General features: G+C 46.0%; 3 protein-coding genes and 1 pseudogene. 3 read left to right on the forward strand and 1 reads right to left on the reverse strand.

Annotated features, from left to right (window positions below; all coding sequences use genetic code 11):
• Positions 1-48: 48 nt before the first annotated feature.
• The 3 genes from ABUA34_RS04870 to ABUA34_RS04880 all read left to right on the forward strand — a co-directional run bounded on the left by ABUA34_RS04870 (position 49) and on the right by ABUA34_RS04880 (position 8,829).
• On the forward strand, positions 49-2,379 hold the full coding sequence (locus ABUA34_RS04870; protein ID WP_349822936.1) for an LCP family protein: 2,331 nt from the start codon (positions 49-51) through the stop codon (positions 2,377-2,379).
• Between the two features lie 334 nt (positions 2,380-2,713).
• Positions 2,714-7,261 (forward strand): glutamate synthase large subunit, encoded by a 4,548-nt coding sequence (gene gltB / locus ABUA34_RS04875; protein WP_349822937.1) that lies wholly within the window; start codon positions 2,714-2,716, stop codon positions 7,259-7,261.
• A 2-nt stretch (positions 7,262-7,263) separates the two neighbouring features.
• Positions 7,264-8,829 carry a glutamate synthase subunit beta gene (locus tag ABUA34_RS04880; RefSeq protein ID WP_015533221.1) on the forward strand — a complete coding sequence of 522 codons (1,566 nt, stop codon included), beginning with the start codon at positions 7,264-7,266 and terminating at the stop codon, positions 8,827-8,829.
• Between the two features lie 90 nt (positions 8,830-8,919).
• Here ABUA34_RS04880 and ABUA34_RS04885 read toward each other — a convergent pair.
• Positions 8,920-9,170, reverse strand: a pseudogene (locus ABUA34_RS04885) (6-phosphofructokinase); the annotation flags it as partial.

Raw genomic sequence — 9,170 nt, forward strand, 5'->3', positions numbered from 1 at the left:
TATAGAGCGAGGTAACGACATTTTTAGATATTTGAAAAAGGAGTTCCAATGGATAATAAGAAGAAAAATGGAATGAGATCCAGGTACGATGAGGACATGGATTGGCTGGATGACGATGATGATTATCTTGATGATGGTGGATTGATAGGATCATTGTTGTTCGGGGATAAAAAGAAGAAAGAAAAAAGGCGTGATCCTGAGCCGGAGAGAAAGGCTGATAAGAGACCGGAAAAGAAGCCGGAGAAGAAGACTCAGAAGAATATTTCCAGACCTGTGAAGCCGGAAGAGAATTATGACGAGTATTATCACGAGGACAGCAGGGCAAGAAGAGTGAAGAGTGAGGCCCGGGCAAAGCAGAGACAGACCGGACAGCCTGTAGCAGACAGAGCTGTGGACAGAGGTCCGGTGAAGAGGACACAGGGCACTGTACCGAGGACACAGAGCAATCAGAGTACCGTGCAGAGACCTTCAAAAGCTGCCCAGAGACCACGCAGGAGTATACAGAGCACAGGAAGCTCATCTGTGGACAATCTGCTCAGAGAAGTTGACAATATTGAGACAGATGTGCAGACAAGACATGAGGAGCTTAGACGTGAGGCGTGGGAACGCACCCAGAGAAATGTTGCAAAGGCAAAGGCTGAGGTTGAGAGGCTGGAGCTCGAGAGAGAGCAGAATGCCCGCGAAGAGGCAAGAAAGCTTAAGGTTCAGCAGGAGCTTGAGCGCCGCCAGCAGATGAAAGAAGCTGAGAAAAAGGAAGAGCCTGTTGAGGAAGATAACAAGATCACTGAGCCGCAGGAGAGTGATGCGGAAGTTGTAGAAACTGCCACACAGCCAGTAGAAGAGCATGAACAGAAGACTGAGCCGGCAGATATTCTGGAGAAGAATACGGAGCCTGTCCTTGACGATGAGGTCGAGGAAGCTGCAGAGGCAGAGCCTGTGGTAGAGGCTTCGACAGTATCATCCCGAAGAACAGATGACATGCTGGACATGGATGAGCTTGAGCGTATGGAGAAGGATATTGATGAGGATAAGCTCAGTTATTCGGAATCAGATACGGCTGATCTGGGACTTGGAGACATAGGCAAAGCATTGGGCTTCGATGAAGTGGAGCTTGAGGATGATGAGGAAGAGCCTGAGGAGGACGAGGAGTCAGACAGCGAAAAGTTCTTCAGGGAGAACCTTCTCGATGAGGCTGATCCAAAGGTTGTCAATCCGGAGAGAAAGAAGCTTAACATCAGTACAAGAGTGTGGGCGATAGCGTTCTTTGTCCTGCTTGCACTGTTTATACTCATATGTATAATATATGTCAAGAATTATGCCAGAATGAAGTACAATGAGATGGATATCAATGAGATAAGTGCAGATCAGATACTTGTCAATGACGGTGTCAAGGATGCGACCAAGGGATATCGTGCCATTGCACTCTACGGAGTGGATTCCAGAGATTCGAATATGAATTCAGGAACTAACAGTGACAGTATAATGATAGTGAGCATCAATGAGAGCACCAAGGAGATCAAGCTTGTATCTGTATACAGAGATACTCTGATGGAGATAGCAAGCGGTTCCATGGATACCACACAGAAGGTGAATTACGCATACCAGCTCGGCGGTGCGGTTACAGCCATCAACACACTGAATACCAATCTCGACCTGAATATCACAGATTATGTGGCAGTTGATTTCAGTGCAATGGCAAGTATAATCGATGCTGTTGGAGGCGTTGATGTCAAGGTCATTGATGAAGAGGTGAACAACTTCAATAAGAACCTTGCAGAGCAGATAAGCCTGTCAGGCAAATATTCATCAGGAATAACTGAGGCAGGAGAGTATACTCTTGATGGACAGCAGGCAGTTGCATATTCAAGAATACGATCCACTGGCCAGGGAGATATAACAAGAACCGAGAGACAGAGAATAGTCCTCATGAAGGTTATAGACAAGCTGCTTAGCGCAGACACAGGTTCACTTGATTCATTTGTTGATGTTTCATTTAAATGTATATCAACAAGTCTTAACAAGGACGATATACATGCTCTTGTCAAGAGTGTGGCTGGATATAAGGTTGTAGATACCGCAGGATTCCCATTTGCATATGAGGCAAAGGAACTCTCGGACAAGGGTAACTGCCTTGTGGCTGCTGATATGGCATCCAATGTGGAGGCATTACATGAATATCTGTATGGTGCTGACAAATACGTCATATCAGGCACAGTAAAGCAGATAAGCAGCAATATAGAGAGCATATCAGGTGTTAAGTCACAGAAGGTCAAGGTGACGACGGAGGCTCCGGGTGATGGAATATCAGATGGAAGCGACGAGGATGGAGATCTTAGGACGATAACAACTCCTCCAAAGGGAATGATCGTCGAGGAATAAAAAACTAAACATAATAATTAAGCAAGGAAGCTTCAGATATGGGGCTTCCTTTTTTTATGCATCGGAGACATTGGGATATGAGACATCCGATGCTTAAAGAAAGGCTACAACATAAAGAATTGTATATACATTACAGATCATTGTTTTTTAATCGAAAACTGTCAGATAATTTATTGAAAAAAGTTGTTTACAAACAGTGTAAATGGTAGTAATATATCAAAAACGATAAACGACTTGAGAAAAACACAAAAATAACAATATTTACTTGAGAAACAAAAGCTAAAAGCAAAATATCGTTGTGAATGACAAAAACATGGAAAGGACGGAACAGGACATGATTGAGAATAAGAGAGCGGAGAATACCGGATTATACGACCCAAGCTTTGAGCACGATAACTGTGGTATCGGTGCCGTTGTCAATATCAAGGGTATAAAGACACATGACACAGTGAACAATGCACTCAAGATTGTTGAGAATCTTGAGCACAGAGCAGGAAAGGACGCAGAGGGCAAGACCGGAGACGGTGTAGGTATACTCCTTCAGATATCACATAAGTTCTTCACCAAGGCTTTAGCAGAGCTTGGATATGACCTTGGAAAGGAAGGCGATTATGGAATAGGAATGTTCTTCTTTCCACAGAAGGAGCTGGCGCGCAAGCAGGCTATGAAAATGTTTGAGGTCATAGTGGAGAAGGAAGGACTGGAGTTCATTTGCTGGAGAGAGGTTCCTACAACACCTGGAATCCTTGGCAAGAAGGCAATAGATGTCATGCCATGCATCATGCAGGCATTCATCAGAAGACCTGAGACAGTGAAGGCCGGTATGGACTTCGACAGAAAGCTCTACTTCGTCAGACGAATATTTGAGGAGAGCAATGATGACACGTATGTTCCATCACTTTCCAGCAAGACTATAGTATATAAAGGAATGTTCCTTGTCGGTGAACTCAGAAAGTTCTACAACGACCTTCAGGATCCTGACTATGAGTCAGCCATAGGACTTGTTCATTCAAGATTTTCAACGAATACAACACCATCATGGCTCAGAGCTCATCCATACAGATATCTGTGCCACAATGGTGAGATCAATACAATAAGAGGAAATGAGGACAAGATGATCGCCCGTGAGGAGACTATGGAGTCGACCATCATGCAGGATGAGATGTACAAGGTTATGCCTGTTCTTGATCCGGATGGATCGGATTCAGCAAGACTTGACAATTGTCTTGAGTTCCTCGTGCTCAACGGAATACCGCTTCCTATGGCTGTCATGATCACGATCCCTGAACCATGGGAGAACGACAGAGCCATGAGTCAGGAGAAGAAGGATTTCTATCAGTACTATGCAACCATGATGGAGCCTTGGGATGGCCCTGCTTCTATATTATTTACAGACGGTGAGCTCATGGGAGCAGTTCTTGATAGAAACGGACTGAGACCATCGAGATACTATATCACAGATGATGATTACCTTGTACTTTCATCAGAGGTCGGAGTTCTGGACGTAGATCCATCCAAGATCGTAAAGAAAGACCGACTCAGACCTGGCAAGATGCTTCTTGTCGACACAGTGAATGGACGTCTTATATCTGATGAGGAGATCAAGGAGAAATACGCGCTGGCAAAGCCTTACGGAGAGTGGGTAGACAGCAATCTTGTACATCTCGCTGATCTGAAGATTCCGAATATCAGAGTTCAGGAGTATACAGACGAGGAGAGAGCAAGACTTCAGAAGGCATTTGGATATACCTACGAGGATTTCAAGAATACCATATATCCTATGGCAGAGAAAGGTGCAGAGGCAATCAGTGCCATGGGTACTGATACACCACTTGCAGTTCTCTCGAACAGCCACAAGCCACTGTTCAACTTCTTCAAGCAGTTATTTGCACAGGTTACAAACCCACCTATCGATGCGATCAGAGAGGAAGTTGTCACATCCACATCGGTATATCTCGGAAAGGACGGAAACATCCTCGAGGAGAAGCCGGAGAACTGTCATGTGCTGAAGATCAACCATCCAATACTGACAAATACGGATCTTTTGAAGATCAAGAATATGAATGTTCCTGGCCTTAAGGTTGCGACACTTCCTATTCTTTATTATAAGAATACATCCATGGAGAAGGCTCTCGACAGACTGTTTATCGAGGCCGACAAGCTCTACAGGGACGGTGTAAATATCCTCATCCTCTCAGACAGAGGTGTGGATGAGAACCATGTTGCAATACCATCACTCCTTGCAGTATCAGCTATGCAGAAGCACCTGGTAAGAACCAAGAAGAGAACAGCGGTTGCGATCATCCTTGAGAGTGCTGATCCAAGAAATGTTCACCACTTTGCAACACTTCTCGGATATGGTGCATGTGCAGTCAATCCATATCTGGCAATAGAGACGATCAAGCAGATGGTAGATTCGCATCTGCTGAACAAGGATTTCAATGCGGCTGTCGATGATTACAACAGTGCAATATGTCACGGAATAGTAAAGATCGCATCCAAGATGGGTGTATCAACGATCCAGTCATACATGGGATCACAGATATTTGAGTGTATCGGTCTTTCAAAGGACGTTGTGGACAGATACTTTACAAATACAGTAAGCCGTGTTGGCGGTTCTGGTATAAAGGAGCTTGAGAAGACAGTTGATGATCTTCACTCATCAGCATTTGATCCGCTTGGACTTAACACAAACCTTGCCCTTACAAGCATCGGTGCACACAAGTTCAGAAGCGGCAAGGAGGAGCACCTGTACAATCCTGTTACTATACATCTTCTTCAGGAGTCTACAAGGCGCGGCGATTACAAGCTGTTCAAGCAGTACACAGCAGCGCTCCACGATGAGCAGAAGCCATTCCACCTGAGAGGTCTCATGGACTTCAAGTTCGCTGACAAGCCGGTTCCACTCGATGAGGTCGAGCCTGCAAGCGAGATTGTGAAGAGATTCAAGACTGGTGCCATGAGTTACGGAAGTATATCACAGGAGGCACATGAGTGTATGGCCATCGCCATGAACGAGCTGGGCGGTAAGTCCAATTCAGGAGAGGGCGGTGAGTCGATAGAGAGACTTACGATCGGCAAGGATGGCAAGAATAGATGCTCAGCCATCAAGCAGGTAGCATCAGGAAGATTTGGCGTTACATCGAGATACCTTGTGAGTGCCAAGGAGATACAGATCAAGATGGCACAGGGAGCAAAGCCTGGAGAGGGCGGACATCTCCCTGGCGGAAAGGTATATCCATGGATCGCAAAGACAAGACTTTCGACACCGGGAGTAAGCCTTATCTCTCCACCACCACATCACGATATATATTCGATAGAGGATCTTGCACAGCTCATCTACGACTGCAAGAATGCAAACCGTGATGCGAGAATATCAGTAAAGCTTGTGTCTGAGGCTGGTGTAGGTACAGTAGCGGCCGGTGTTGCAAAGGCCGGAGCACAGGTCATCCTGATCTCAGGTTATGACGGAGGAACAGGAGCAGCACCTAACAACTCCATCCATTACGCAGGACTCCCTTGGGAGCTTGGACTTGCAGAGACACATCAGACACTTATCATGAATGATCTCAGAAATAAGGTCATCCTTGAGGCAGACGGTAAGCTGATGACAGGCCGTGACGTTGCGATAGCTGCAATGCTCGGAGCTGAGGAATTTGGATTTGCAACAGCACCGCTTGTAACAATGGGTTGTGTCATGATGAGGGTATGTAACCTTGACACATGTCCTGTCGGAATAGCAACTCAGAACCCAGAACTCAGAAAGAGATTCAGAGGTAAGCCTGAGTACGTGAAGAACTTCATGCTGTTCATAGCAGAGGAGCTTCGAGAGTACATGAGCAAGCTCGGCGTCAGAACAGTCGATGAGCTGGTTGGACGTTCAGATCTCCTCATGAGCAGCGACAGAGCAGATGAGAGAAATGTCATCCTTGATAAGATAATTAACAATCCTTATATAGATATGCCACAGAACAAGGTAAAGTATCACGAGAAGAATGTCTATGACTTCCAGCTTGAGAAGACAGTAGATATGAGAATTCTCATGAAGAAGCTTGGACCTGCACTTGAGAAGGGACAGAAGAAGAGCGTTGAGCTTGATGTGGTCAACACAGACAGATCTGTTGGAACGATATTCGGTTCAGAGATCACAAAGAAGTACGGCGAGTCACTTGATGAGGACACATACATCGTCAAATGCAACGGCGCCGGCGGACAGAGCTTTGGAGCATTTATTCCAAAGGGACTTACACTTGAGCTGGTGGGCGACAGCAACGATTACTTCGGCAAGGGTCTGTCAGGTGGTAAGCTGATAGTTTATCCGCCTCGTTCAGTTAAGTACAAGCATGAGGATAACATCATCATAGGAAACGTTGCACTGTACGGTGCCACAAGTGGTAAGGCATTCATCAACGGTGTTGCCGGCGAGAGATTTGCAGTTCGTAACTCTGGTGCCACGGCGGTCATTGAGGGTGTTGGCGATCACGGATGTGAGTACATGACAGGTGGTAAAGTAGTAGTTCTTGGAACAACAGGCAAGAACTTTGCAGCCGGAATGAGCGGTGGTATCGCATATGTACTTGATATGGGCAACGATCTGTACAAGAGACTTAACAAAGAGATGATATCCATAGAGGCTGTGACAGACAAGTACGAGGTGAGCGAGCTGAAGCAGCTCATCATGGATCATGTAAATTATACAAATTCAGAGATAGGCAAGAGGATTCTTGAGGACTTTGAGGGATATCTTCCAAAGTTTAAGAAGATCATACCAAAGGATTACAAGAAGATGATGAATATGATAGTTGCATTTGAGGAGAAGGGTCTGAGCCGCGAGAAGGCAGCTATCGAAGCATTCTACAAGGTTAAGAACGGAGGTAAGTAGGAATGGGAAAACCAACTGGATTTTTAGAATATGAGAGAAAGACAAGCGCAGAGCTTGCTCCTAAGGACAGAATCAAGAATTTCAATGAATTCCACACTCCGCTTAGCCGTGATGAGCAGAGAAAGCAGGCTGCAAGATGTATGGACTGTGGCGTTCCATTCTGCCAGGCAGGTATGAACATATGCGGAATGACATCGGGCTGTCCGCTGAACAACCTGATCCCAGAGTGGAATGATATGCTCTATAACGACAATCTTGAGCAGGCATTTGCAAGACTCAGCAAGACCAACTGTTTCCCTGAGTTTACAAGCCGTGTGTGCCCGGCTCTCTGTGAGAAGGCATGTACCTGTAACTTAAACGGTGATCCAGTGTCGGTCCGTGAGAACGAGAGAGCCATCATAGAGTATGCATTTGCAAATGACCTTGTAAATGATAAACAGCCAAAGGTTCACTCAGGCAAGAAGGTGGCAGTCATAGGTTCAGGTCCTTCGGGACTGGCCGTGGCAGACCAGCTGATCGGCAGAGGCCACGACGTGACTGTGTATGAGAGAAGTGACAGACCGGGCGGACTTCTCATGTATGGTATCCCAAACATGAAGCTTGAGAAGCAGATCATAGACAGAAGAATAGATGTCATGAAGAAGAGAGGAATAAAGTTCGTACTGAACACAGAGGTTGCAACCGGAAAGGCATCTGCGAAGGCTGTGTGTCCGAAGGATGATCAGATGACAGGTTATCTTAAGAACAAGAACCTCAAGTATGTGAAGGCTGAGGATCTGCTCAAGGAATACGACGCAGTTGTGCTTGCCTGTGGTGCAGCCAATCCAAGAGATATAAAAGCACCTGGAAGGGATGCAAAGGGAATCTACTTCGCTGTTGATTTCCTCAAGACTACGACAATGAGCCTTGTAAATTCGGGCTTTGCTGACAAGCAGTTCGTGAATTGTAAAGGCAAGAATGTTCTCGTCATCGGTGGTGGTGATACAGGAAATGACTGTGTGGGAACAGCAGTCCGCGAGGGCGCTGTCAGCGTTACACAGCTTGAGATGATGCCAAAGGCACCTGATACAAGAACACCAGACAATCCATGGCCAGAATGGCCGAAGATCTGCAAGACAGACTACGGTCAGCAAGAGGCAATAGCAGTATACGGACATGATCCTAGAATATATGAGACTACAGTCAAGGAATTCATCAAGGACAAGGACGGAAATGTCAAGGCAGCCAAGTGTGTGAAGCTCGATTGGAAGAAGAATCCTGAGACAGGAAGAATGACTATGACAGAGATAGAGGGAAGCGAGTATATCGTTGACTGTGATGTGGTACTCATCGCAGCCGGATTCCTCGGATGTCAGACATATGTGGCAGAGAGCTTTGGCGTGGAACTCAACGAGAGAACAAATGTCAAGACTCCATGTCCAAACTCATATACAACAAATGTTCCAAAGGTATTCGTAGCCGGAGACATGCACAGAGGACAGTCACTGGTCGTATGGGCCATCCGCGAAGGCCGCGAGGCCGCCATGGCAGTAGAAGAGCTGCTGCTCGGATACACGAATCTACAGTAAAGGATAGACGTATTTGGTTCGTTCCTTGAGTGAATTATAAAAAATATCCCTAATACCACAGATATTGAGGTGTTAGGGATATTTTATCCTTTAAAGCAGGTGGTTTACCGGCAGGTACATAGGAAGTCCATCCTTGTACTGAAGGGAAACCTCGCCGATTATAAGAGGTCTGAGATATGCTTCCATCTCAGGTGTGACGTCATTCTTCTCAGGTGTGATCCATTCAAGCGGAATTGTCTTAGCCTGGTTGGCGATGAGAGATACATTCTCAGGTTCAATGATCCACTGGTATGGATCGTTAGAAACTCGCTTGATCGTGGACATAACAGCAGTCATTCCCT

It is taken from the genome of Coprococcus sp. RTP21428st1_C9_RTP21428_210409, from assembly GCF_040227395.1.
Classification (GTDB): Bacteria; Bacillota; Clostridia; order Lachnospirales; family Lachnospiraceae; genus Coprococcus; species Coprococcus aceti.

What these genes read in the sequence shown, in the direction of transcription:
- ABUA34_RS04880 (WP_015533221.1), top strand. Translation starts at nt 7,264, where the DNA reads ATGGGAAAACCAACTGGATTTTTAGAATATGAGAGAAAGACAAGCGCA.
- ABUA34_RS04870 (WP_349822936.1), top strand. Translation starts at nt 49, where the DNA reads ATGGATAATAAGAAGAAAAATGGAATGAGATCCAGGTACGATGAGGAC.
- gltB (WP_349822937.1), top strand. Translation starts at nt 2,714, where the DNA reads ATGATTGAGAATAAGAGAGCGGAGAATACCGGATTATACGACCCAAGC.